Here is a 24,099-nt window from a genome sequence, read left to right on the forward strand (position 1 = left end):
CCCTTTTACAATCAATTTCTGAGTATCTGAAACATTTGTTGATAGTATTGCGTCGATAAGTATAGAAGAAACATAGTAAATATGGAGGTGCATCTCATGAAAAAAAAAAAAAGCGTGACAGCAGCTTTGCTGGTGATCTGTTCGTTGGCAGTGGCTACGTCAGCTTCGGCATTTCGTGATATAAAAGGAACAGAGCAGCAGAAGATTGTAAGTTCGCTTCAGAACAAAGGTATTATTCAGGGCATCACGAAGGATAAGTTTGCGCCTGATCAATCACTTACGTATGCACAAGGGGTGCATATGGTCGTTAATGCGATGGATCTTCAGGTTATGCCGGATTTCACGACGGGTTCATTCGCAAATATTCCGTCTTCGGCATGGTATGCCAAGTCTTACCGGATTGCGGCTCAACACCAAATTCCGTTATCACCGGATATTGATCCAAGCACTCAGATGACAAGAGAACAATTCGCGAATATACTGTACAAAGCGGTTAGTGCAACCGGAGAATATCCAACAGTACGCATGTACATTAATGTGGCGGATGGCAAGAAGCTGGACCAAGATTCAAGCGAAGCGGTTCAGTTCCTGCTGTTGACCAAAATTGCTAAATTAGATGAAAAGAGCAACTTTAATCCGGAACGTAAAGTAACCCGAATGGAGGCAGCAGAGATGGTCTATCATGCATCCGAATTTGTGCAAAATCATAAACCGATTGAATCCACTCCAGAAAATCCGGCTGAGCCTTCAGATCCGGGCCAGCAAAATGGGATTAGTATGAGTGTAGAGAAGGTGAATGACCAGCAGAACAAGGTAACATTAACCCGTTTGCAGGCACCCAATCCCGGTTACGGCATTGAAGTGGATCATATCGACTACGTAGATGACGCCAATGCAGTAATTTACTATAAATTTACAAGTCCAAAGCCGGGGGAAATGAATATCCAGGTCATTACGGATACCCATACAAGTACACTGGTGGACAGCAAGTATAAAGTTACGATTAAGGCGGTAGAGGGAACTGTGTTTCCTCCTACAGGATCAGGCACCTCGGTAGCCCAATAATACTTGTAGCGTACACACGAAACAACTATTTAGAAATAGCAAAACAGCAAGCCTCCTTTGTATTGATCCGGAGACTTGCTGTTTTTTTATGCATGCTTTGTGTGCTTACTTTATGCGCTTCCGCCAGCCAAGCCGGGTTCGTTTTGACCTGTGCCCGGTTTCTGCAAGGAGCTGGTACCTGCTCGGGTACCGGCTTTTCCAGAAGTGGCAGCTCCTGCTGGTACAGCAGTTTGCTCTGCAAGTAAAGCTTCTTGTTCCGACGATGCACTAGAGGATGCATTTGTATCTGTTCCCGCCGTTCCTGACTGGAGCTGATACATCTGGAAGTAGCGACCACCCTGAGCCATAAGCTCGTCATGGTTGCCTCGCTCGACAATCTCACCCCGATGCAGTACCAGAATTTGGTCCGCACTGCGGATGGTCGACAGGCGGTGAGCAATGATGAAGGTAGTACGTCCCTTCTTGAGCACCTCCAGCGCAGATTGGATAAGCGCCTCAGTTTCGGTATCAATATTGGCGGTAGCTTCATCGAGAATCAGAATAGCCGGATCAAAGGCCAACGCGCGGGCGAAGGAAATGAGCTGACGCTGCCCGGCTGATAAAGTACTTCCTTTTTCGATCACTGGCTCGTCAAAGCCTTGCGGCAAGTGGGCCAACAGTTTGTCAGCCCCGACATCACACAGTGCTTTGTTCACCTGTTCTCTGGTAATCCGGCTGTCTCCCAGACTGACATTGGAGGCTACTGTACCTGTAAACAAATATGGATCTTGAAGAACGATTCCCATATGATGGCGTAGCCACTGCTTCGGAATGTCCTTGACAGAGGTTCCGTCAATGGTGATCGTTCCTTTTTGCGGATCATAAAACCGGAACAGCAGGTTAATAATCGAGCTTTTGCCTGATCCGGTATGTCCGACGAGAGCAACCGTTTGGCCGGGATGTGCAGTAAAGGAAATATGCTTAAGGACAGCATCCTTTTTGTAGGCAAAGGTTACGTCGTCGAACTCCACCAGACCTTTGTAACGCGGCATCGTACCGTCTGTTACCAGTTCTCCGGTTTCATCCATCAGTTCAAATACCCGTCCCGAGGATACGATTGAAGCATCCAGCACCGCAAGCTGGTTGACCATACCAGTCATCGGTTGGAACAGTCGTCCCAGTACATCGACGAAGGCGTATAGTACGCCTAGTGATACAGCACTGCCAGTCGTGCCAAGCGCCTCGGCTCCGAAATACCACAACACGACGGCAAAGGCAAGATTTCTCAGCACATTAACCAGATTGTGTGAAGTGAAGGCGTTCAAATTCAGCATTTTATTCTGATGCTTCATATAATCATCGTTCAGTTCTTCAAACTCATGTTGCGTTTGTTTCTGGTGCCGGAACACGCGAATAATGGACATCCCTTGAATAGATTCATTGATAATCGCATTAATCTCACTGAGCCGGGACCGAATGATCGTATTAAAGCGGGTGGCGACCTTGCGGTACAGCACAATCCACAAGATCAGCAGCGGTACAATGAACAGAGAGATCAGACCCAGTCTGAAGTCCAGCAAAAAGAGTGCGACATATACACCGGCCATCGTGACAATACCTGAAGTGAAGTTCGACAGTACGGCCACGAATAAATCTTTTACCGCTTCTGTGTCATTCGTAACACGGGATACGACCTTACCTGCGGGCAGATTGTCAAAAAAGTAAACTGGCAACCGTTGAATGTGTGCGTAGAGGTCAAGCCGAAGCTTTTGAATGACCTTGTTGGCCGAGGATTGCAGCCAGTACGTTTTGCCAAATTCGGCAAAGATCGAAATGACCAGAAAGAAGCAATACCAGCCAATCAGTTGAAAGATACCGGGCATTTCCGGTTTGTAAAAGCTATACAGCTCATCGGCTGTCAAAGCCTTGGCATCATAGCGAAAGGTGCCGGAGCCGCGTGTCACCGTCAGCGTGCCGTTCGCAAAGGAGCGGTTACCGTCAGCCACCTGCACCGAGCCATCAATAAATACGAAGGATTTGCCGACTTGTAAAATCCTCGCTTCACGCCCTTTGGCCTCCCCGGTCTCAAAGCGGTCTTCACGCTTGAAATGGGTTCCGGCATAGCTTACGGTGCTGTCCACGCTAGTTGTCTCGTAAAATGGTTTTTCAATAGCGAGCATATGGTCGTCGATCATCGTTTTGGCGATGAAGGGTCCGGCCAGCTCGGCGGCTACCCCGATAGTCAATGCGATGAGTGCCGCGATAAAGCCAGCTTTGCTCGTCAGGGCATACTGGAATAGCCTTTTGCCGATATTGGATTTCATTAGGAAACCTCCCCTGAGGTCAGAACAGATTCCACTTGCTGCCGTTCATACTGTTGACGGTACCATCCATCTGCCTGAAGCAGCTCGCTGTGGGTTCCTTCCTCAATAATGCGTCCTTGCTCCAGCACGACGATCCGGTCTGCATGTTCTACAGCCGAGAGACGGTGAGTGGAGATCAGAGTTGTTTTACCCGAGCGCTTACGCCGGATATTGTCAATAATACGTGCTTCTGTTCGAGCATCAACCGCGGACAATGCATCGTCTAGCACCAGAATATCGGGATCGCCGATAAAGGCGCGTGCCAGCGAAACGCGTTGCTTCTGCCCGCCGGACAGGGCTATGCCTTTTTCTCCGACGAGTGTGTCCAGTCCATCGGACAGGGTGCCTAAATCCTGATCAAAGGCTGCGGTACGGATCGCTTCCATGATATCGTCATCATCTGCACGCGGTTTACCGAACTGAATGTTCTCACGCACTGATTTGGAAAACAGAATTTGCTCCTGTGGCACGTAGCCGATCCAGCTGTGCAGTTGTTCAACAGCAATGTCCTCCAGCCGAGTGCCAGAGATTAAAATGTCACCGCTGCCCGTCGGGTATTCATGCAGTAGCTGTTTGAGCAGGGTGGATTTCCCGCTGCCTGTTCGGCCGACGACACCCAGTGTTTCCCCACGTTTCAGCTCCAAATTCACATGTAACAGATTGTCAACAGATGAGGTTGGATAGCGGAAGGTAACATCTTTCATCGTAATGGACTCGGGGTGGTTAACCGTTACAGGCTGAGCTGCATTCTGTACGTCCGGCTCCATATGGAGAGTTTCGTTCACCCGATCGAGGGAAGCGCTACCGCGCTGCATAATGTTGATCAGTTCGCCAATGGCAAACATCGGCCAAATCATCATCCCCAGATACATGTTAAAGGATACCAGCTCGCCCAGTGTAATATCGTTATGAAATACCAAATAAATACCATAGCCAAGTCCGATCACATAGCTAAGCCCTACGCATAAGCGGATCGTTGGTTCGAAGAGAGCGTCCATTCGGGCGACCGCTAGATTTTTGCGAAATACGTCATCGGTAATATCGGCGAACCGTTTTTCATCCATCCGTTCCTGTACATAGGCGCGGATAACCCGGATACCTGCCACGGATTCCAGCACCTGGTCGTTCATATCGCCAAATGCATCCTGTGCCAGCGTGTAGCGCTCGTGAACGGCTTTGCCGTAAATGCTCATTGCCAGTGCGATGAATGGCAGCGGCAGGACCGCCGCCAGTGTCAGCTTCCAGCTAATCAGGGTACCCATGGCGACTAGCACGACGCTCAGGTAAACTGTGGAGTCCGTTAGCGTCAGCATGCCAAAGCCCGCAGTACTAGCGACGGAGCGAAGGTCGTTCGTAGCACGAGCCATCAGGTCACCCGTACGATTGCGCTCAAAAAATGGAGGTGTCATCCGCAGCAGATGATTCATAAAGCGTGTGCGCAACAGGCGCTCCACCAGATTTGCACCCCCAAACAGCTTGTGCATCCATATGTACGTAATGTAGTAGATGACGGCAATAATGCCAAAAATGAAAAAAATATAACGCCAGAGCGAGGACCATGAAATTGAACCGCGTACGATCTCATCAATAGCGTTGCCTAGCAGCCAAGGAGGAGCCAGCTCCAAAACGCCAACGGCGATCAGCATAAACAGCCCAATCGAGTACCGGCTTCGTTCTCTTTTAAAAAACCAGCTTAAATTTTTGAGTACCGAAAACAAGAGGAATCCCATCCTTTCATGTAAAGCTCATGCGAGAGTTGTTGTACCATTTTGAATAAACAATAAGGCTTGCTACCACTAGCTTCAATCCGGTAACAGGCGCAAAAAAGGCATACCGTCCGCAGACGATATGCCTTAAATCTCAATATCATATGGCGCGCAGGTATATTCAGCACACTCACCGCTGAAAAACTGCTCAAACGCAGGCAGCCACTCGTATTAAACCATACAACGTGAATGGCCCAATTCAGAAGGATGTGTCAGGGGAGATGCTCCGGTATGAAGTTGTTGTGTTTGTAGAGTTGGGTAAAAGGCGAGATGAATGTTTAGCATCGGTAGCACTCCTTTCTTCTTTGAATTGGATTCATTCTGAACATTTGAGTAATCGTTCAATTTGGTAATTAATTTCAAAATGGATCTCGTATGGTTGAATCTTAACACCGTCTTTTGTGAATTGTCAAACCTTTTTCAAAAAAATGTATATCGCTCGCTGGAGATTTTCACTTGAGTAAGGGGTGGTTGGTGGTCATTCTAAATCATGCTATGATATAGTTAACAGGATGTAATTGTACAAGGAGATGAGCTAACGCATGAGCATACAGGTAACTGAACCAGCGGCACAGTGGTACATCAAGGAGCTTGGTCTGAACCGTGGAGATACGATCCGTTTTTTTGCCCGCTATAGTTCGGGCGGCGGGTTACATCCGGGCTTTTCTCTGGGAATTGCCGTAGAGCCTCCGCAGCACCCCGTATTACAACATGAAGCGGCTGGCATTACGTTTTATATGGAGGATCAGGATTACTGGTACTTGAAGGGGCATCATCTGGAAGTGAAGTATCTGGAGGAACATGACGACATTATTTACACGTATGCCGAGGAAGAGCAGTCTTAAAGCTCTAACGTTAGAAATAGCGTGTAGGTTAACCGTTTAGGGACATGAAAAAGCGGCGGGGTATCGCATTACAGGGGTTTAACCTGTGTGATACTCCGCCGCTTTGTTGTCCTTGGGGCGCGCGTGCTGCATGTTAAGGGTTGTTAAGCATCGGACCATCCACCGCAAAATCAAAATCATCTATGTCGTACACATGTACAGGAACGGAAGCTTCAATAATTCGGTGAATCCAGTCCAGTTGATCAGTCAAAATAGGTAATTCCTCACGCTGGGCTGTTAGCACCAATTCAGTCTCGATTGGATCAAAATATTCTCCGTAATGCGCAGTATCGACGGCATTAATGACGATCAGCGAGGTGTTGGCGTCGAACAGGATGGGCAAGCTTTTGGCCCAGGGCATCTGAAGCGCACGCCGGATTTTTTTCTGATTCAAAGGTTCCTCAAAATAGCTGATCAGTTCGCTTACCTTTCGCTTCACATGCTGATCGTCCGCAGGATTATCCATGAGCGGTTCCGTGCTATCCTGAAATTCGTATAGCTCCAGCAACGATGTGTAAGGCACTATATATTCCACAGGGGCGGGAGTTGTAAGCAGTTGGCCATATATGGCAACCATTACAGCTTCCGTTACAAATTGTCGGGACATCGGTCAGGCCTCCTGCATTTACCAAATTATGCGATAAGAGTATAACACAAAGTGGGACTGAAATTCAGTCCTTCATGCAGATTGCTCCGGTTCATTCGTTTTTTACGTTGACTGTCTTTTTCGATCTTATGTCTGCCGCTGGTCAAATACGTTTTTTTATGGATAGCATCTGCCAGCGGCCAGACAAAGGATACGCTGGGAAGCCTAAGTGCGTCCAATTAACAGCGACAGCAGCCCAGCGGCGATGAGTGGCCCCACAGGAACGCCTTTGAAGAAGGCGACACCAATTACAGTTCCAATAAGCAAACCGGTCACAATGATGGGCTGTCCAGACATCAGGGTTACTCCGCGGCCGCCAAGGTAGGCTACCAGGATGCCAATGGCAATAGCGAGCAGCGACTTCCAGTGCAGGAAGGACTCCATCACCTGGCTAATACTGATTTTACCGCTGGCCAGAGGGGTCATCACACCAATGGTTAGAATGATGATCCCGATCGTCAATCCATACTTTTCAAGCCAGGGGAAAGCAGTATGAAAATGGGTTACCCGAAGTAGCAGTAGTATGACCATGGCAATGGTGACGGTGGAGTTGCCGCTGATAATTCCAAGACCAGCCAGTACCAGCAGGATGAGTGAACTGTAATCCATATATGTGTTCTCCTTAGTTCATTTAGCTTTGAATATGCTCAGCAATTTGGCGACCGTGCCAGCGGCCTGTTTCGATGAACACCTCGTTGGCATTGCTGCCGGAAGCGATGACACCCGCCACATATATACCCGGTATATTGGTCTCCATCGTGGAAGGATCATATTCCGGTTTGTCCAGATCCTCAGCCATGTGGACACCGACAGACTCTAGCAGCTTCCGTTCCGGGTGAAACCCGGTGAGTGCCAGTACAAAATCATTTTCGAGTCGGAAAGCTGCTTTCTCCAACGGGGTGACCACTACATGATCCGGATGAATCTCAGTGATGCGGGCGCCCAGATGGAGCGTGATTTTCCCTTTTTGCACCATACTGTCAAACAGTGGACGAACCCACGGCTTAATGTATTCAGACAGCTCGGTTCGGCGATACACCATGTCAATGGAAGCCCCGACACGTACGAGTTCCATCGCTGCATCCACCGCAGAATTGCTGCCGCCGATGATTGCGACCCGCGTGCCGGTGTAGGGATGGGCTTCACTGAAATAATGAGTAACTTTATCTAATTGTTCCCCGGGAATGCCCAAATAGTTCGGGTGATCAAAATATCCTGTAGCCACGACGACATAGCGTGACGAATACGTTTTGGCTATTCCCTGCTTGCTCACCGTATGTACAGTAAATGTACCATCATCCTGTCGTGTGATCGTTTTTGCTTCCTCGTAATGACGGACGCTCAGGTTATAATGTGTCGCTACCTTGCGGTAATACGACAGTGCTTCATGACGGTAAGGCTTGTCATTAGGCGTACTAAACGGGACATCGCCAATTTCCAGCAGCTCAGCCGTGCTGAAAAACTGCATGTTCGTCGGGTACAGAAAAATGGAGTGAACAATGTTACTTTTTTCGATAATGACGGTTTGCAAGCCTTTGCGACTGCATTCGATTGCAGCGGACAGCCCGCAAGGCCCGCCTCCGATAATGACTACGTCGTGCATCTCGATGAACCTCCCGTTGTATTGGTCTGTAGCGCCAGTTTTGCAGTAGTATGTAAGAAGTTTCAAAGCGCTAATTCACAAAAAAATTGAAAAGGTGGAACGATTTAATATATGCAATCTCTGCACAAAAGTCAAGTAATATCATCCTACCGCAATGCGTACACAATATCCAGCCGTTTTCAGAAAGAAGTAAAAGATTGATATGATTGACATACATTTTTAATAAACATATAATTAGATATATATCTATTATGATGTGTTTATTTTATTTTTACGGTAAACATACGGAAAATATGTAGTGATGAAAAGAGGGGTTAACGATGCAACTGGATAAAATGGTAAATTATCATAAAGCGCTTGCCGATCCTACGCGTATGCGTATATTGCTGCTCTTGTCACGTGGAGAGATGCATGGTCAGGCGTTGGCGGAAAAACTGAATTTATCCCAACCGACTGTCACGCATCATGCTTCCAAGCTTCGTGAGGCGGGGCTAATCAAGGAGCGACGTGATAAGAATACGTTATATTTCACACTGAATCCTGAACTGATCCGGCAGCATGCCGAGGCGACAGTGCGGTTTATTTTTGAAAAAGGAGAGGGTGAGGAAGAGATGTCAGAGGTTAATGAAACGCTGGAAGCGACAGTCTCGCGTAATTTTTTTTCCAAGGACGGCAAGCTGCGTCAAATTCCCTTCCAATACAAGAAAAAGCTGATCGTGCTTCAAATGCTGGCAGAAAAGCTGGAGCCGGGCCGCGTGTATCCTGAACGTGAGCTAAACGAGTGGATTAAGCAGTATCATGAGGATTTTGCGACAATTCGGCGTGAGCTGATTATGCATCAGTTTATGTACAGGGAACGTGAAATGTATGAATTGAATCCACATGAGATGTGGACACGCTGGGATCAAGTGCGCTAAAAGAAACTTGAAAGGATTAAAAAAAAGGTTTGCGGCATACTTGACAGACGAATTGTGGACTTATATGATTAAAAAAATTTTAGGAGGAGGCGATGTTATATGCGTACGAACATGAATGGATGGGTTCAGCAGCAGTATGACGTTGTCTCCCGCACGGATGATGCACAGTAGAAGACTATATGGAATAAGTATAGTTTTTACACGGCATTCGGTTGAGCAGTAGACCGATGAAATCCGCAGGGAGTGATTCCCTGCGGATTTTTTTATGATTAGGGTCTTGGGATAGCCTTGGCTTGAATTATACACCCTCCGCAGGGGTTTTCCCTGCGGATTTTTTGCGTTTTTTGCTCGCGGGAGAGAACATTTACAAGCACCGAGTAACACGAAAATAAAAAAGCATCAACTTTTAACATCAGCAATAAACGATGATTCACAGGAGGAGAACAATGAGCATACATGAATACGGTTGGTCTGATTACTGGAACGGTTTTTGGGATCAATGGAAGCAAAGCTTTGGAGAACACGCAGAAAATACACAGGTACGCCCTGCCCGTCTGATTGCCGATTACGGTCAAAAAGTAAAGCTTATGACTATGGATGGAGAACGCTGGGGAGCTGTTTCCGGCAAGCTGAGACATGCTATTGTCGATCCGGCGGAAATGCCGGCTGTAGGGGATTGGGTAGCTGTCACTTTGCCTGATGGAGTCTCGGACGCAGTGATTCATGCCGTGCTGCCACGTAAAAGCCGGATATCTCGGCAGGCTGCGGGCCTTGAGACGAAGGAGCAGCTGATTGCGACTAATGTAGATACCCTCTTTCTCGTCAATGCACTGAATCACGATTTTAATGTGCGCAGGCTGGAGCGGTATCTAATTATGGCGTGGAACAGTGGGGTTGATCCGGTCGTTGTGTTGAGCAAAAGCGATCTTTGTTTCGATGTGGAAGAACGGGTGGCAGAAGCGGAGGGGGTTGCGCCTGGTGTGCCTGTCATCGTTATTTCCGCTTTGCAGAACGAAGGGAGAGAGCAGTTGGAGGCGTTTCTTCAACCCGGACGCACAGTTGCCTTGACAGGCTCATCCGGCAGCGGCAAATCAACAATTGTGAACTGGCTGTCCGGGGCCGAAGTTCAGCTTACACAGGATGTGAGGGAAGAGGACAGTCGGGGGCGCCATACGACAACCCACCGACAGTTGTTCCCCATATTAAAGCAAGCCGTTCTGCTGGATACGCCGGGAATGCGTGAACTGAATCTGTGGGATGATTCCACTGGGGTTGCTAATACCTTCGCGGATATTACGGAAATGGCACAAAAATGCCGTTTTGCAGACTGCAAGCATCAGGGAGAAGTGGGATGTGCGGTAGAGGAAGCTGTGCAGCGTGGTGAGCTATCTGAATCCAGGGTGAACAGCTATCGCAAAATGCAGCGGGAGCTGGAGTATCAGGCACGTAAAGAAGCAGATCGGCGGAAAAAGGATCAACGTTCAAGCACAAATCAGGGCCGAGTCGGTAATCGAAGTGGCTGGAGACGTGATGTGGAGTGGTGAGATGAGATGAGATGAAGAAAGGTTATTTGTAAAAATCACAAGAGAATCTGCGGTGTGGTCGGCATATCCTGTAGAGGGGTGAGTATATGCCGAATTATAGTATTGTGGTGAGTTTGTCGGATCGTCGTCTGTATTTAAAAGATGGAGATTGGACTGTACTTAGTTATCCGGTCGGTATTGGTAAAATTGCTACACAGACGCCGTATGGACAATTTACCATCATCAACAAACAGCCCAATCCTGGCGGCCCCTTCGGAGCGTTCTGGATGGGGCTGTCCAAGCCGCATTATGGCATCCACGGCACCAATGAGCCTTGGTCCATTGGCAAGCTGGTGTCGCATGGTTGCATACGTATGCAGAACAAGGATGTGCTGGAGCTTCAGGAAAAGGTGAGCATTGGCACGCCGGTCACCATACAGCCTTAGTGACCGACAAGCCGCTCTGTGACCTTTACGGTTTTTCTGTCTATATTTCATTGCCTGTTATTTCGACATAACTGTCGCTTTGTAGATGTACAGGGGTGCGATTGGCAGCTCGCTCATCCAGGGAGGACATATTCTGGTTCGGGTTGCCGGTAAGTGTAGGCGCGGGCCTCAGCCTCATGTTGGGCTATACTGCGGGTAGAGGCTTTTTCTCTGCTGCATGCAGACAGAATTGTCAGCAACAACAAAGTGTATAAAAGGTTCCAGCCTACTTTATCCAACAGGTTGCTTACATGTTTAAACCACAAGCGGAATGGTTAAAAATGGATAGTCTGATCATTCCCTTGAAATGCAGGGGTAGCATGTTGTAAAGGAGCCTGAGTCATATGTCCATTGACCGTTTTATCCTGAAAAAGCTGGACAACTGCCGGGAAGAGCATACACGCGCTAATTTAGTGGAGCTGTTTAGAATACGAATTGAGAAGGCGCAGCAGTTGGAACGAGGCAGCAAAAAAAGGTTATCGCAAAAGAAAACTATAAGCAGATTGCTATAAAAAGATAGGTTCGGCTAGTTACATGTATCATGATTCAAAGCCGCTGATACAGAGAGGGTGCAAAGTCACTCTCTCTTTTTTGCTATGATTTCGGAACAAAAAAAAGTCCCTCTTAGTAGAGGGACAGTGCCAATGAATCATTTTCACTAACGCTATGCAGGATGGCTTCACAACCAACAATTTCTATACTGATCAAAGAGTTAAGACATTTTTGAAGGGCACGCTTGCCTCTGGAGATTTTGTTCTCCAAAGTGTTGCTAAGAAGTTTTAATGTTTTTTGTACAGGTTGTTTGTTTTCTTGGTTGAAGTATACGGGAATACGTTTGTTTTGAAATGTAATTAATGTTCTCACAAAAATCACCTCGCTTGAGTTATTTCATGGCTTTATTGTAGAGCCCGTTTCTTAAAATTACCTTAAAAACACCTTATAAAAACATAAAGGTCTGAAAAATTTACAAAGTGTTCACAATACTCTGGTAAACAATCGAATTTGGTTTAACCCATCGACAAAATGACGTATATGCGAATTCTACAAAACTCTGAAAATATAGTTTATTGATTCATATGACTCTTTTAAGATATAAAAATACAACTAAAGTCATGATTTTATAGTGCGAGTGGGTATTTTGTAACAAATTGACAGTCTAATAGGTGGATGCTACAGTTACGATAGCCATGTTTTCATAGAAAATAGGCTCTTTGTGTGAGCTTTACTGTTTATATTAAGGATCGGGAGGGATGACAGATGATCCTGACCGTGCTTTCGGGACGACAGGAAACAGAGTGGTTTGACATCGAGGTGGCTGATGAATACTCGGTAGATCATTTGAAGCTGATGCTGGGTGTGCGTATTTTTGGTGAGTCTCCGGCAGAAGGAATGCAATATATTATGGAAGCAAAATTCCCGGAGGGGCTTTGGTTCAGAGTGGATGACGACCAACTGCTGATCGGAGCGGGTCTGCGGGAAGGCTGTACGGTGCGTATTCAGCGTGCTTTTTCGACAACCCGGGACGAAGCTCCTGTATATGGACGGCGTTCGTTGTTTCAAAGTGAAAAAAATGGGTAAATACACACATGAAATTATATGAAACCTTGGTAAAATGAAATAGTAAGCAAAAAGGGGGACTTTTGTCTTGAATGTATTATACCAGCGCTCCCCGAGATTAAGACCGGCGCTCCGAGAGGAGAAGCTGGAGATTTTACGGCCTCCGGCTGAGCCGAGTAAGCCGTCTTTTTCCATTATATCTATACTTATTCCGTTAATGATGACGTTGGTAACGATTGGTTTTTACGTATATATGAGCAAAACAGGCAAGATGGGCAACAGTAACTACCTGATGTTCCAGATGGTTACTGTGGTCATGATGCTTACATCCTATACCATTCCTTTTTTTGTGTATTTGAGCAATAAGAAGGAGTATAAGCGCAAGCTGGAGGAACGTGACCGGATGTATCGGGAACAGCTCCAGAAGCATCGGGAAGAGCTTGAATTGAAGCGCGAAGAGCAGATTCGCACGCTATATGAAATTCACGGTGACCCGCAAATCTGCGCTCAAATCGTAAAAAACCGTAGCAGCTCTCTCTGGGAGCGTTCGCCGGAAGATGAGGATTTTTTGCAAGTGCGTATTGGAACCGGACAAGTTCCGTTTCATATCAAGCTGCAAATCCCACGCCCGGACGGCTATGACCGAGACCCGTTGCTGGGAGCTGCGGATGAATTGGGGGAAGAGTTTCGTCTGGTGGATGCTGCTTCCATTGCCTTGCCGCTGTTTCAATCCAAGGTAGTTGGACTGGTTGGAGAGCGAGAGCATACTCTTGCAGCATTAAGAGTGATTCTGGCACAGGTGACTGTCCGTCACTCACCAGATGAAGTGAAAATCGCTTCTTTTTATGATGAGCGTGAGGAAAGTGAATGGAATTGGATGCGTTGGCTTCCGCATGTGTGGGACGATGACAGAACTGGGCGGATGATGTCAGACCGCAGCAGTAGCGCCCATCAATTGGCCGACTTTCTGTTTGCCAGATTGAACCGCCGTAAAAACAACCGCAACGAACGTCATGGAAAAGGGATGGAGGTCCCTTGTTATGTGGTTGTTTTATCAGATAGCCAGCTCATTGAAGAAGAACCGCTGCTCCCGTTGCTGTTGGAGGACGGACGGGCAATTGATGCGTGTACCATCGTTCTGGCTTCCCGAAAGGAAGCTTTGCCGATGCAATGTCAGCTTATCGTGGAGGCTTCCAAGGAGCAGGGCGTATATGCTCGCAAATCGGAGTCACCGGAGGTTGAACAGCAAAGTTTTAAACCTGATCGTCTGTCGAGAGAGGAAGCAGATGCATTGGCGCGGTATATGGCTCCTATTCGCTTGAAGCGTTCCTCGGCTTCGGATATTCCCTCTGTGCTGCCACTGTTCGATATGATGAGCGTAGCGGGTGTGGAAGAACTGGACGTGTCAGAACGGTGGCGGCGCAACCGCTATCCTGATACATTACCTGTACCTATGGGTGTGCGGGCAGGCGGCAAGAAGATCATGATTAATCTGCATGATAAAATCGAGCGCCAGGGACACGGTCCGCACGGTTTGATCGCCGGTACGACAGGTTCAGGGAAGAGTGAGGTTATTCAGTCCATCGTAGCTTCCCTTGCTGCTGAGTTTCACCCGCATGATCTTGCGTTTATGCTGATTGACTACAAGGGTGGCGGCATGTCCAATACGTTCGTCAATTTGCCGCATGTGGTGGGCACGATTACGAATTTGGACAATAACCTGATCGAACGCGCCAAAATATCACTAAAAGCAGAACTGGTCCGCCGACAAAAAATATTAAACGATGCGGGCAATTTGCAGCATATTGATGAATATTACAGATTGCTCCGGCAGCGGCACGCACAACCGCTGCCTCATCTGGTTATTATTATTGATGAATTTGCACAATTAAAACGGGATCAACCCGAGTTCATGGATGAGCTAATCAGTATTGCCGCCATTGGACGGACATTGGGTGTCCATCTGATTTTGGCGACCCAAAAGCCTGCTGGTGTTGTGGACGATAAAATCTGGAGTAACTCTAGGTTCCGTATCTGCTTACGGGTGCAGAGCGAAGGCGACAGCCGTGATATGTTGAAAATACCGAATGCTGCATGGATCACGAAGCCGGGACGAGGGTATTTTCAGGTCGGCAGTGATGAGGTGTTTGAAGAAATGCAGTTTGCCTGGAGTGGTGCCCCGTATGTAGGCAACAGTGATATTTCTTCCGCACTGCCCGTTCATGAGGTGAGACTGAACGGCAAGCGTGAAGCGCTGCTGACTGGCGGCGAACGGGCAAACTCAGGCTTAAAAGGGGAAGAAGCTCCCAAACAGCTTCAGATATTCATTGATTATATTGCAGAAGAAGCTGTCAAGGCAGGGATCAAACGGCTTCAGGGACCGTGGCTTCCACCGCTGCCTGAATTGCTGGATTTAACTGACTTGTCTCCATGCGCAGAAACGGACAGTCCAACATCGCCTCAAGAGCTGAAGGCGGTCATGGGTCTGGTTGATGATTTGCCGAACCAGCGACAGGAGCCGATTTATGCATCACTGGATCATGGTCATTGGGCAGTGTATGGTATGCCGGGAATGGGTAAAACGACCTTTTTGCAAACAATGCTAATGTCGGTGGCTCAGCGCTTTCATGCGAACCGTTGGAACGGTTACATCATTGATATGGGGCGAACGATGCGCGACTTTGGGGAACTTCCCCAGATCGGTGCTGTTATGATGGCAGAGGAGGACGACCGGATCAAGCGGTTGTTCCGTTATCTGTTCAAGCAGGTGGCTGTACGTATGGAAATGATTTCCGAAACTGGTGTCAAAACAATAAGCTCTTATCGACGTTCTGCTGTGGAGGATGTGCCACAAATTATCGTAGTCATTGATGGCTACCTTAATTTCCGTAATGCTTATCCAGATGAAAATGAGCTGCTGGAATCTCTTTTGCGTGAAGGTGGCAGTCTCGGTATTACATTTATCATTACAGCGAATCGGATTACCGATGTGTTTGAGAAGTTCCGCAGTAATATTGCGAACGCTGTTTCTTTTGAAATGTCTGACCCGAGTGATTATTATTATGCAGTAGGACGACCAGCCAAAACACTGGGGCCTTTAATTCCGGGTCGGGCTTTGGTCAAAGGGCATATCCCGCCGCTGGAGTTCCAGACGGCGTTGCCTTCACCCGGAGAAGATGAAACGGAGCGTTCAGCTATGTTGCGCCGCAACATAGCTGGTATCGTACAGGAATGGAAGGGCAAAAACGCTCCAGCCATTCTTCCGTTGCCCGAGCGAATCCCGTTGGCGGAACTGCTTCAGCAATGGGACCGGACGAGCGGGCCTTCGGGCGCGCTTCCTTATGAGGTGCCTGTAGGGCTACAGAGTGACGATCTGGAGCCTTTCTTACTGAATCTCAAGGAAGGTCCTAATTTTATCGTCGGTAGTCCTATGGAAGGAGGGAAAACCTCTTTCCTGATGAGCTGGATCATATCGCTGGCTTATTACACATCGCCAAGTCAATTGGAAGTCTATACGGTCGATACCCGCTACGGAGGCGGGGGACTATCACGATTGCGGCATCTTCCTCATGTCAAGGCTGCTGCTGAAAGCGAGGAAGAGCTTGGTCCATTGGTACAGCAAATGTATGATATCGTTCAACAGCGGAACAAGGAGGGGAATGATCCCGAATTGCTGCTGGTCATTGATGATGCGGATATGCTAAGCAAGCAATTGAACGATTTTACGATAAAGGATCAGCTCTCCGCCATTGTACGGTTGGGGCGTGATCGCAATGTGCATGTCGTGCTGTCGGGCGTGCCATCTGATTTCCCAACCTTTGGCGTAGACTGGTTTAATGATGTTAAGGCGAGTCAAAGCGGTATGCTTTTCGGAACACTGGATTCGAATGATTTATCGTTCTTTCGTATCCCCTATTCAGAAGCGAATACCACCGCTGGTGGCCTAAAAGTCCTACCCCCTGGGCAGGGATACTACGTACGACGCAAATTTACCAGGATAAAAGCGGCAATTCCCTTCTCAGAGCAAGTGAACTGTGAGGATTGGATAACGGAAATTCGTGACCGATGGCATGTTGTAGTTTGAAGGGAGGTGGCTCATAATGTTAACGTTTCAAGCTTCCAAGCAGAAGTTAATAACCCTCAAGTCGAAGGAACTGTTTTTCCTGGCAGGCGTTCTGGGTTCTGACAGACTGCTTGGGGTGGAAGATCCGTTTAAGGGCTATCTGGCAGAAGAGTTGGCAGAAGAGTGGGAGCAGGTAAAAGCTTCTCTTCTGGAAAAGGGTTATTTAAAGCGGGTAGACGAGGGAACTGAGTTGGCCATGCCCCCTACCGTTTTTTCGAGGGTTGCTATCGCGGGATTATCTAACCGGGCTTGCCATATACGCTATTCGCGGGGCGGTAAGCAGTTCGAAGGTTACCTCCATTGCACAAACGAGCGTGTCGTGGAGCTAGTAAAATCCGTTGATGAACCCGATGAGTACCGCCTGTATGATCTGGGTAATGTGGAGAAGGCTTGCGAGACAGTGATTGATAAAATGGGCTGGGGAGATCGGCTCGTGCCTGAATCTCCCGCGCTTATGTTCTCCAAGCAGGCATTTCATGAAATTTACAAGCAATCTGCAGAAGACAGTGTTGCTCAGATTAAAAGCAAACTGACCAAGGCGAGCGGAGATGCAGAGGGGTCTGTGAGACTTGCCCAGTCATTGAGTTCCCGTATAGCTGAAGGAGAACTGCAATTGCTGGTCTGGAACGGCAGGGAGTGGGAATCACAGCGGGTTGCGTTTGTCCTGTGTCCAACGATGAACTGGATATTTCGTATGAGCTCTAATGGGAACGGAGATTGGCTTATTGCAGCCATGGCATCAAGAGATCAGTTTGTGGATTTATTATTAAATTGGCTGCGACAGTCAGCAGTAACTGAAGAAGCGACAGAAGAAGGGTGATGGATATGCGCATTCGAGTTGAACCGGATGTGCTTCGGGGGCTTAGCGGGCAGCTACAGCATGCGGCGGAGCAAATTCAACAGTTAACAGCAGGGTTGGAGCAGGCGTTACAATCCATGGATTGGGATGTATCTACACGTGAGACGGTCTTGAATCATTGGATGCAGGCCAAGCGAATGTCGGAGCAGATACATGCTTACCTCCATACATCAGGTGCACAATTGAACCAAAAGGCAGAACAGTTCCAGTCTGTTGACCACAACCATCATACAATTCTGTCATTTGCGAGCCAGCCATTAGGACGACCCGTCACAATGCTGGATTGGTCGAATCAGCAGTCGCCGTCTATTTTGCCCGGGCAACCTTCAGAAGGAAGCGGTCCGATTTCGGACCCGCAGTCTGTCGTGCATGCCATTGCTGGTGTACAGTCGTCGGATGCAGTTACGCTGAATCAGGATATTTTGAAGCAGGCGTCTTCCAGCAATCCGCAGGAATGGTATTTTGTTGACCCGGCTATAGTTAGGGATCAGCCTGTCGCTTAGTAGATTCTCGGGACTTATTATAATTAGGACCTTCGCCTTTTGTGGAAAATTAAATAAACATAGTACAATTTGAACCAGTTAAACAAAACATTTATTATCATCAAGGAGGACTTATGATATGGCAGGACGTATTTTAATTACCCCGGAACAGGTCGATCAGGTAGCCAATCAATTTAAACAAAGCGGTGAACAAAGCCAGCAGATCGTTTCCAGCTTGACACAATCCATCTCAGGCATGGAAGGTCAATGGGAAGGTATGACCAAACAACGCTTCTTTCAAGAGTTTCAGGAAGCCAGCAAACAAATGCAAGCTTTCGTAACGACTTTGAACAGCATCAGCCAAGAACTGACGGCTATCGCTAATAAATTCCGTACGGTTGACCAAACGAAGTAAGATGCGAGATAAGCATCACCTTATAATATACCACTCCATGAAGAAGCAATATATATGAACCATTTCTTGTGGTTTGTACATTTGGTATAGTGGTTATCAGGAAAAAACCGGGCGATCTTCGGACACCCGGTTTTCTTGCCATCCACAGATTGCATATAATAAGGTGAGGAAACTAGCATACTGAACGATGTAAGGAGAGGGATGTTCCATGTCTTTTCAACCGAATCCGGGAGACGAATTGATCATAAACGGCACAGCCTATGTGGTTGGGCGGCATCCTGCTGCACCCGGTTTGGCTTATGCTCAAGCAGGGCGGCAGGGGATCGTATACCAGCTGAATGCTAAAAGCGGAGTGCCACATGAGGCTAAAGCCCTTAAAGTGTTTTTTCCAAAGTTCCGTATCCCGGCTATGGTTTATCAATCAGAGCATATGGAAGCGTACGGGGATATCCCCGGGTTGCAGGTATGCAAGCGTGTTGTGCTCACTCCAGAAAGAAACGGAAGTCTGATCGCCGAGCAGCCTGATTTGCTATATGCAGTGCTGATGCCATGGATTCATGGGACAACATGGTTCGATTGCCTCATAGCTCAGCAGCAGCTTGAGGCTTCCGATAGTCTGGCTTTGGCCAGAGCGCTGGCAGGGATCGGCTCAGCTATGGAGCAAAAAGGATTGGCGCACTGTGATTTATCTGCGCCGAATGTCATGCTTCCGTTTTTTTCTGAAGTGGAACTGCCTGAAGGCACATCAGCTGTAGAATGGGTCGATGTGGAGCAAATGTACAGTACCAAAATGGATCGTCCGGATGCTCTATTAGCAGGATCGCCGGGGTATGCTGCGCACCGTACCGTTCACAGCGGGTTATGGAGCGCGTATGCGGATCGTTTTGCAGGGGCCGTTATTATCGGTGAAATGCTGGGATGGTCAGACCGTGTGGTGGTCGATAAAGCGTGGGGCGAAAGTTATTTTGACCAGCATGAAATGCAGACGCCTTGCGAACGTTATTATATTTTGCGCAAGTCGCTGGAATCACGCTGGGGAAGCAAGCTGGTGGAGCTGTTTAGCCGTGCCTGGGACAGTCAGGATTTGAGCAGTTGCCCTACCTTTGGTGAATGGCTGGTCGTACTCAATGCACTTACCGAGCAAGAGATTCCTGTTGAAGTAGACACGGTGGAAACCAAGGCGACAGAGGCAGCAGCATTAGCTACTGGTGAGTCCGGGGAAGCTGCAGCCTCCTTGGTTGCACCACTCCAAGCGGAACAAGCTGCGATACTGAACCAGGTGGCCCAGGAGCAAGGTGAGCGTGGGGTGACGGACAAGCTGTTCCGGCAGGCGCGTGAACTGGAGAAGCAAAACAAGCCTGCTGCGGCCCTGGAGGTATATCGGTCGTTGTATCATTTTGTAGAAGACGACAGCCCTCTGCATGTGGAGGTATCGGCTGCCATTATGGGGCTGGAGGAGCAGTTGAACCCCAAGCCGCCTGAGCAGCCGGAAAAATCAGCAGCCTGGTTTCGCTCCAAAACGTTCATTGTCACAACGGCGGCGGCTGTCGTTCTGTTGGCCGTTGGCATTCCAGCCGTGAATATTCTGGCGGATCAGTCCAATCAGCGACAAATCGAGGCAGTCAAACAGGAAGAAGCCGCAAAGGCGGCGGAAGCGAGGCTGGCTGCTGAACAGGAGGCTGCTCAAAAGGCACTGACGGAGAAGCAACGGCAGGAAGCTGAACATCAGGCCAAACAGCAGGCTCTTACTGCCCAAAAGCAGCAGGAAGAGCAGAAAAAACAACAGGCCCTTGTAGCTCAGCAGGTAAAATATGAAGCCTACCTCGCTCAAAAGGAACAAAACAAGCAGACAAGCGCCAAACTGGCAAAGCAAAAAGCGTATGATCAGCAGGCAAAGTACGAAAAATATTTGGCTTGGAAAAAGGGTCAGGCTGCCCGAGCAGCGCAGGAAGAGACAGCACGTAAGGCGGCGGCAGAGGCGAAGAAAAAGCAAAAAACATCCATTCATGCAAGTAACAAACAAAATGTTCTCCAGCTTATTTCCCTGTATAACAAGGCATATGCCTCTCAGGAGGGCGGGAGCACGGCGAAGGCGAAGGGTTTTGCCAATCGTTTTAGAGCATTATATGATAGTAATCCATCCTATTATCGTTCGGTAGGCGAAGTCGGGTATCGCGCTTCCTCTATCTATAACTTTTTAGGCGATACGAATTTCAGACTACCTAAAATTTAATTATTCATAATTTAAGATATGGATTGAATGGCAGAAGTTTGATAGAAGCTAACTGAGGGGAGCGTGTGCAAACGATGAATTATACCATACAGGCTTCACAGCGTACCCCCGCCCTGATCATTTACCTGATTGACATTAGCGCGTCAATGAACATGCTTATGGACGGGCGGCGGCGAATTGATGTCGTCTACGAAGCCATATCACTGGCGATTCGGCAGATGGTTTTCCGTTCGACTAAGGGGAACCGGCTGACTGCACGCTATCGGATTGCGATTTTGGCTTATAGTGACGACGTATATGATCTGCTCAACGGTGTGAAGGGGATTGATGAAATTGCGGCGCTGGGTTCGTTGCCCGATTTGACGCCCAAACGGTTTTCAGATTCGGCAAAGGCTTTCTTGCAAGCCGAGCGTATTTTACAAACGGAGCTGCCGGGGATGCAGGATTGCCCTGCGCCTTTGGTTTGTCATATGACGGATGGTGTTTCTACAGGTGATGATCCAGAACCGATTGCCAAGCGTATTATGAGTATGAGCGTACCGGACGGCAATGTACTGGTGGAAAACATATTTTTATCGGACAGACTACTGGAAACGCCTATTCAGGACCCCCGCCGCTGGAAAGGTCTTACGCATAATACGCCGTTACAGGATGAACATGCTGTGAAATTGCGTAATATGTCTTCTGTACTTCCTGAAAGCTATCGGGAAATGCTGTATGAGGCAGATTATCAGCTAGGTGAGGGAGCAGTTATGATGCTGCCTGGAACCTGTCCGGAACTGGTGTCCATCGGTTTTCAAATGTCGGCCGCAACGCCTGTACGGTAAGGAGGAAAACGCATGAATCCACTGCTGTCTCTGCTCCCCACGAGCAAAAGGAAGGGAATAAATGCACGGCTGGCGCAGCGTTTTGCCTACATCAGCTCTCAGACGGGTGATCAGCCACTATCGACTCATCATAGCCGTTTTATGTGCCGTTACGGTTACGGGAGATCTGCCGAATCTGCCAGTATGGGTGAAAGCGGACAGGATTTCGCCGCAGTGCGTATTCATAAATCTGTCTGTTGTTTTGTTCTGTGTGATGGTGTCGGACTTAGTTACCAGGGAGATTTTGCAGCCCGCTATTTGGGTTCCTCTTTGCTGGATTGGATGGAACAGGGGCAGGAGCTGTCTGCGGATAAACTGGGGCTATACCTCGAACGGTTGGCAGGCACAGCTGCGGAGGAACTGGATCGGCAGCCTTTGCAGCATGAATCGGGCTTGATGCGTTCGGTGTTGGAGGATAAACGTCGTCAGGGAAGCCAGTCGATGTATATTTGCGGTAAAATCGAACTGCCAAAGCGCGGCACCCGTGGGCGTCTCAGACTTGCCTGGCAAGGAGATTCACGATTGCGGCTGTGGAACGGGACGGAGGAGATCAGCGAATTATTTAATCATACCTTTTCCACAGCGGAACGCTGGTCCACAAGCCGTGGGCCGATTGGAGGTAAGCCTCATTGGTACGAAAGAAGCATACCCGCAGATATGCCGATGAGATTACAGGTATATAGTGACGGATTATCCGATTTGGACCCTATTCGTGAGCCTGTCCCAGATGAGCAGGTACAGGTTTTGCTGGATGCCTCCCATACCGGAGGGCTTGATGATGATGCTGCATTTATTGAATTGCAGTGGTAAACGGAAAAAGACAAGGACGTTATGCATCCATACTGATGGTTGTAAAACGTCCTTTTTGGATGAATACTATAGAAAGAAACTAACGGTCAGCAAGAAAGCAGAAGAAATACTGCGATAATTGATGTTTTATTAGTCTTTTTCTCAAATATCGCAAAGGAATAACAAAAAAATGCGCAAAAGTGGTGATTATAAAGTAACCCTTTTTGGGTAATCTTGTGATTATACAGGATACTGAAAGGGAGCGATCATATGAGCTATACACTGGCAGGAGGCGCACGCTTTGAAGGCAAAACGGCTCTGATCACGGGGGCTGGTTCTGGTATTGGCAAGGCAACGGCTATTCAAATGGCCAGAGAGGGAGCGAATGTCGCACTTTTTGATGTCAGTAATGAACGGATTGCAGAGACGGAGAGAGAGATTAATGCTATACGTGAAGGGGCTGCTCGGGCTTTTGACGTGGATATTGCCGATCCGGTGCGTGTGGAAAAAGCGGTCTTGGAAGCGGTTGAGTTGTTTGGCGGGCTGCATATCATTTTTGCCAATGCGGGGATTAACGGGGTTGTCGGACCGATTGAGGATTTGAGCATTGAGGATTGGCGGCAGACGCTGTCTACGAATCTGGATGGTACTTTTCTGACGGTGAAGTATACCGTACCGCATTTGAAAAAAAACGGTGGCGGCAGCATTATCATTACCAGCTCTATTAATGGAAATCAGCGTTTTACCAGCTTTGGAATGTCAGCCTACAGTACGTCCAAGGCAGGTCAAACCGGATTTGCTAAAATGGCTGCGCTGGAGCTGGCCAAGTTCCGTATCCGTGTCAATGTCATCTATCCGGGGGCTATCTCGACCAATATTGACGAAACGACGGAGAAATCCGAAAGGCTAAAGCAGATTACCATCCCTGTTCAGTTTCCCGAAGGAGGGCAGCCGCTGGCTGATGGTCCCGGGCAACCCGAGCAGGTAGCTGATTTGGTAACGTTCCTGGCCTCCGATCATTCGCGTCATATCACCGGTGCACAAATTGTGATTGATGGGGCAGAGTCCTTATTGTTTTAGCACTAAAGAATTCTCTGTGAGGGAAAAATATTTTGTGGTATCCTGAGTGTAACGTCTTGGTTAAGGTGCGAATGTGAAGCTCACATAAAAACCCCGGGTCCTTCGCACCTCGAAATTTGTCGAAAAGTATTCAACCAGCTTACTTCGGTAGAAGTCAATGGTTGATTCAAGCTTTTTTGGCATCGTTTTTTGCTAAAATGTATGGAATTGATATCATTAGAGTATCAATTGCTGTATTTTCGCTGTCGCACTCTATATGAGTGCGTGGATTGAAATTTTTCTAATTTTATTATTAATTATAACATAAAAGTCGCACTCTATATGAGTGCGTGGATTGAAATGTCCAGACGAGCCGGAGGACATTGGCGAGTCTCCGTCGCACTCTATATGAGTGCGTGGATTGAAATCTCTGCTGTCTTGGCCTGATAGTCCCGAAACAGCAGTACGTCGCACTCTATATGAGT

Annotated in this window: 21 protein-coding genes; 15 read left to right on the plus strand and 6 right to left on the minus strand. The window is 48.0% G+C overall.

The window, feature by feature from the left end:
* The first annotated feature begins 96 nt into the window (after positions 1-96).
* Positions 97-1,065 (plus strand): S-layer homology domain-containing protein, encoded by a 969-nt coding sequence (locus tag ACIFQM_RS05010; RefSeq protein ID WP_430044378.1) that lies wholly within the window; start codon positions 97-99, stop codon positions 1,063-1,065.
* 110 nt (positions 1,066-1,175) lie between these two features.
* Here the strand turns inward: ACIFQM_RS05010 and ACIFQM_RS05015 are convergent, their stop codons facing one another.
* Positions 1,176-3,368, minus strand: a complete 2,193-nt coding sequence (locus ACIFQM_RS05015) for an ABC transporter ATP-binding protein (protein WP_430044380.1) — start codon at positions 3,366-3,368, stop codon at positions 1,176-1,178.
* A complete protein-coding gene (locus tag ACIFQM_RS05020) occupies positions 3,368-5,125 on the minus strand; it encodes an ABC transporter ATP-binding protein (protein ID WP_430044381.1) in 1,758 nt (585 codons plus the stop codon). Before ACIFQM_RS05020 ends, ACIFQM_RS05015 begins: the two co-directional genes overlap by 1 nt.
* A 590-nt stretch (positions 5,126-5,715) precedes the next feature.
* Between ACIFQM_RS05020 and ACIFQM_RS05025 the strand changes: the two genes are divergently transcribed.
* A complete protein-coding gene (locus ACIFQM_RS05025) occupies positions 5,716-6,018 on the plus strand; it encodes a HesB/YadR/YfhF family protein (protein ID WP_014281172.1) in 303 nt (100 codons plus the stop codon).
* Positions 6,019-6,151: 133 nt separating this feature from the next.
* Here the strand turns inward: ACIFQM_RS05025 and ACIFQM_RS05030 are convergent, their stop codons facing one another.
* The 3 genes from ACIFQM_RS05030 to ACIFQM_RS05040 form a co-directional block, all read right to left on the minus strand.
* On the minus strand, positions 6,152-6,664 hold the full coding sequence (locus ACIFQM_RS05030; protein WP_430044383.1) for an ADP-heptose synthase: 513 nt from the start codon (positions 6,662-6,664) through the stop codon (positions 6,152-6,154).
* Between the two features lie 204 nt (positions 6,665-6,868).
* Positions 6,869-7,312 carry a DUF441 domain-containing protein gene (locus tag ACIFQM_RS05035; protein WP_430044385.1) on the minus strand — a complete coding sequence of 148 codons (444 nt, stop codon included), beginning with the start codon at positions 7,310-7,312 and terminating at the stop codon, positions 6,869-6,871.
* 22 nt (positions 7,313-7,334) lie between these two features.
* Positions 7,335-8,306, minus strand: a complete 972-nt coding sequence (locus ACIFQM_RS05040) for a YpdA family putative bacillithiol disulfide reductase (protein ID WP_430065085.1) — start codon at positions 8,304-8,306, stop codon at positions 7,335-7,337.
* 320 nt (positions 8,307-8,626) lie between these two features.
* On the opposite strand from ACIFQM_RS05040, the gene ACIFQM_RS05045 reads away from it, so the two are divergent.
* The 4 genes from ACIFQM_RS05045 to ACIFQM_RS05060 all read left to right on the plus strand — a co-directional run bounded on the left by ACIFQM_RS05045 (position 8,627) and on the right by ACIFQM_RS05060 (position 11,743).
* Complete coding sequence (locus ACIFQM_RS05045; RefSeq protein ID WP_430044389.1) at positions 8,627-9,223, plus strand: metalloregulator ArsR/SmtB family transcription factor; 597 nt, start codon at positions 8,627-8,629, stop codon at positions 9,221-9,223.
* Positions 9,224-9,669: 446 nt separating this feature from the next.
* Entirely contained in the window at positions 9,670-10,767 is a 1,098-nt protein-coding gene (rsgA, locus tag ACIFQM_RS05050) for a ribosome small subunit-dependent GTPase A (RefSeq protein WP_430044392.1), read from the plus strand.
* A gap of 86 nt (positions 10,768-10,853) precedes the next feature.
* Entirely contained in the window at positions 10,854-11,192 is a 339-nt protein-coding gene (locus ACIFQM_RS05055) for a L,D-transpeptidase (protein ID WP_430065087.1), read from the plus strand.
* Positions 11,193-11,575: 383 nt separating this feature from the next.
* Positions 11,576-11,743: a hypothetical protein gene (locus ACIFQM_RS05060; RefSeq protein WP_430044396.1), complete on the plus strand. Its 168-nt coding sequence runs from the start codon at positions 11,576-11,578 to the stop codon at positions 11,741-11,743.
* Between the two features lie 112 nt (positions 11,744-11,855).
* Here the strand turns inward: ACIFQM_RS05060 and ACIFQM_RS05065 are convergent, their stop codons facing one another.
* Positions 11,856-12,095: a hypothetical protein gene (locus ACIFQM_RS05065; RefSeq protein ID WP_081473730.1), complete on the minus strand. Its 240-nt coding sequence runs from the start codon at positions 12,093-12,095 to the stop codon at positions 11,856-11,858.
* A 393-nt stretch (positions 12,096-12,488) separates the two neighbouring features.
* Between ACIFQM_RS05065 and ACIFQM_RS05070 the strand changes: the two genes are divergently transcribed.
* The 9 genes from ACIFQM_RS05070 to ACIFQM_RS05110 all read left to right on the plus strand — a co-directional run bounded on the left by ACIFQM_RS05070 (position 12,489) and on the right by ACIFQM_RS05110 (position 23,635).
* Positions 12,489-12,809, plus strand: a complete 321-nt coding sequence (locus ACIFQM_RS05070; RefSeq protein WP_430044398.1) for a hypothetical protein — start codon at positions 12,489-12,491, stop codon at positions 12,807-12,809.
* A gap of 67 nt (positions 12,810-12,876) precedes the next feature.
* On the plus strand, positions 12,877-16,872 hold the full coding sequence (gene essC, locus ACIFQM_RS05075; protein ID WP_430044399.1) for a type VII secretion protein EssC: 3,996 nt from the start codon (positions 12,877-12,879) through the stop codon (positions 16,870-16,872).
* 16 nt (positions 16,873-16,888) lie between these two features.
* Entirely contained in the window at positions 16,889-17,731 is an 843-nt protein-coding gene (locus ACIFQM_RS05080) for a hypothetical protein (RefSeq protein ID WP_430044400.1), read from the plus strand.
* A 5-nt stretch (positions 17,732-17,736) separates the two neighbouring features.
* Positions 17,737-18,273, plus strand: a complete 537-nt coding sequence (locus ACIFQM_RS05085) for a WXG100 family type VII secretion target (RefSeq protein WP_430044402.1) — start codon at positions 17,737-17,739, stop codon at positions 18,271-18,273.
* 118 nt (positions 18,274-18,391) lie between these two features.
* Positions 18,392-18,667 (plus strand): WXG100 family type VII secretion target, encoded by a 276-nt coding sequence (locus tag ACIFQM_RS05090; protein ID WP_013309990.1) that lies wholly within the window; start codon positions 18,392-18,394, stop codon positions 18,665-18,667.
* A 208-nt stretch (positions 18,668-18,875) separates the two neighbouring features.
* On the plus strand, positions 18,876-20,900 hold the full coding sequence (locus ACIFQM_RS05095) for a hypothetical protein (RefSeq protein ID WP_430044404.1): 2,025 nt from the start codon (positions 18,876-18,878) through the stop codon (positions 20,898-20,900).
* Between the two features lie 74 nt (positions 20,901-20,974).
* Positions 20,975-21,727, plus strand: a complete 753-nt coding sequence (locus ACIFQM_RS05100) for a vWA domain-containing protein (RefSeq protein ID WP_430044405.1) — start codon at positions 20,975-20,977, stop codon at positions 21,725-21,727.
* A gap of 12 nt (positions 21,728-21,739) precedes the next feature.
* Positions 21,740-22,576: a hypothetical protein gene (locus tag ACIFQM_RS05105; protein WP_430044406.1), complete on the plus strand. Its 837-nt coding sequence runs from the start codon at positions 21,740-21,742 to the stop codon at positions 22,574-22,576.
* A gap of 249 nt (positions 22,577-22,825) precedes the next feature.
* Complete coding sequence (locus ACIFQM_RS05110) at positions 22,826-23,635, plus strand: SDR family oxidoreductase (RefSeq protein ID WP_430065089.1); 810 nt, start codon at positions 22,826-22,828, stop codon at positions 23,633-23,635.
* The last annotated feature ends 464 nt before the right edge of the window (positions 23,636-24,099 follow it).

Origin of the sequence: Paenibacillus sp. NRS-1782, assembly GCF_050467685.1 — a bacterium.
GTDB classification, from domain to species: Bacteria; Bacillota; Bacilli; order Paenibacillales; family Paenibacillaceae; genus Paenibacillus; species Paenibacillus terrae_A.

Bases quoted from the DNA above. Each gene is read 5' to 3' on its own strand.
- ACIFQM_RS05010 (WP_430044378.1), top strand. From the start codon at position 97: ATGAAAAAAAAAAAAAGCGTGACAGCAGCTTTGCTGGTGATCTGTTCG.
- ACIFQM_RS05015 (WP_430044380.1), bottom strand. From the start codon at position 3,368: ATGAAATCCAATATCGGCAAAAGGCTATTCCAGTATGCCCTGACGAGC.
- ACIFQM_RS05025 (WP_014281172.1), top strand. From the start codon at position 5,716: ATGAGCATACAGGTAACTGAACCAGCGGCACAGTGGTACATCAAGGAG.
- ACIFQM_RS05030 (WP_430044383.1), bottom strand. From the start codon at position 6,664: ATGTCCCGACAATTTGTAACGGAAGCTGTAATGGTTGCCATATATGGC.
- ACIFQM_RS05035 (WP_430044385.1), bottom strand. From the start codon at position 7,312: ATGGATTACAGTTCACTCATCCTGCTGGTACTGGCTGGTCTTGGAATT.
- ACIFQM_RS05040 (WP_430065085.1), bottom strand. From the start codon at position 8,306: ATGCACGACGTAGTCATTATCGGAGGCGGGCCTTGCGGGCTGTCCGCT.
- ACIFQM_RS05045 (WP_430044389.1), top strand. From the start codon at position 8,627: ATGCAACTGGATAAAATGGTAAATTATCATAAAGCGCTTGCCGATCCT.
- rsgA (WP_430044392.1), top strand. From the start codon at position 9,670: ATGAGCATACATGAATACGGTTGGTCTGATTACTGGAACGGTTTTTGG.
- ACIFQM_RS05055 (WP_430065087.1), top strand. From the start codon at position 10,854: ATGCCGAATTATAGTATTGTGGTGAGTTTGTCGGATCGTCGTCTGTAT.
- ACIFQM_RS05060 (WP_430044396.1), top strand. From the start codon at position 11,576: ATGTCCATTGACCGTTTTATCCTGAAAAAGCTGGACAACTGCCGGGAA.
- ACIFQM_RS05070 (WP_430044398.1), top strand. From the start codon at position 12,489: ATGATCCTGACCGTGCTTTCGGGACGACAGGAAACAGAGTGGTTTGAC.
- ACIFQM_RS05080 (WP_430044400.1), top strand. From the start codon at position 16,889: ATGTTAACGTTTCAAGCTTCCAAGCAGAAGTTAATAACCCTCAAGTCG.
- ACIFQM_RS05085 (WP_430044402.1), top strand. From the start codon at position 17,737: ATGCGCATTCGAGTTGAACCGGATGTGCTTCGGGGGCTTAGCGGGCAG.
- ACIFQM_RS05090 (WP_013309990.1), top strand. From the start codon at position 18,392: ATGGCAGGACGTATTTTAATTACCCCGGAACAGGTCGATCAGGTAGCC.
- ACIFQM_RS05095 (WP_430044404.1), top strand. From the start codon at position 18,876: ATGTCTTTTCAACCGAATCCGGGAGACGAATTGATCATAAACGGCACA.
- ACIFQM_RS05100 (WP_430044405.1), top strand. From the start codon at position 20,975: ATGAATTATACCATACAGGCTTCACAGCGTACCCCCGCCCTGATCATT.
- ACIFQM_RS05105 (WP_430044406.1), top strand. From the start codon at position 21,740: ATGAATCCACTGCTGTCTCTGCTCCCCACGAGCAAAAGGAAGGGAATA.
- ACIFQM_RS05110 (WP_430065089.1), top strand. From the start codon at position 22,826: ATGAGCTATACACTGGCAGGAGGCGCACGCTTTGAAGGCAAAACGGCT.